This window comes from Elizabethkingia argenteiflava (genome assembly GCF_009904105.1).
GTDB lineage: Bacteria > Bacteroidota > Bacteroidia > Flavobacteriales > Weeksellaceae > Elizabethkingia > Elizabethkingia argenteiflava.
Genome location: NZ_JAAABJ010000143.1, coordinates 1 through 372, shown reverse-complemented (window position 1 = coordinate 372; position 372 = coordinate 1). Strand labels below are relative to the sequence as shown.

1 protein-coding gene is annotated in these 372 nt (G+C 45.2%); it reads right to left on the bottom strand.

All coding sequences use genetic code 11. From position 1 onward, the window contains the following. A partial coding sequence (locus tag GNY06_RS01025) for a transposase (RefSeq protein ID WP_166518412.1) occupies nt 1-372 on the bottom strand: 372 nt, incomplete at both ends.

Sequence of the window (372 nt, the reverse complement as noted above, 5' to 3'; positions counted from 1 at the left end):
GTTTTCTGTATAGATATTCAGCACGTATTGCCTTGCTGTCATGATCCACTTGGCAGGTACGGAGATGAAGCTGAAGACAAAAGCCTTTATGCGACTCGTTTCCTTGAGCCCGAAAGCCTTGGTGTCAAGCTTGCTAATGATGGTCTTATAGAAATTGTATATCAATGCCGTAAGCAGAAGGAATACGGTGTTCTCTGACATGAACGACTTGGGGAGCCTGTTCCAGCCGAATCCGTTGTTCATATCATCGAATATACGCTCTTTGCCCCCACGCTTGTTGTAAAATTCGACGATGTCTCTTGTTGATGAGTCGTAATCGTTGGTAAGAATGCATCTGTGGGTGTATTCACCTTCCCACAAGTCAAGCTCTCC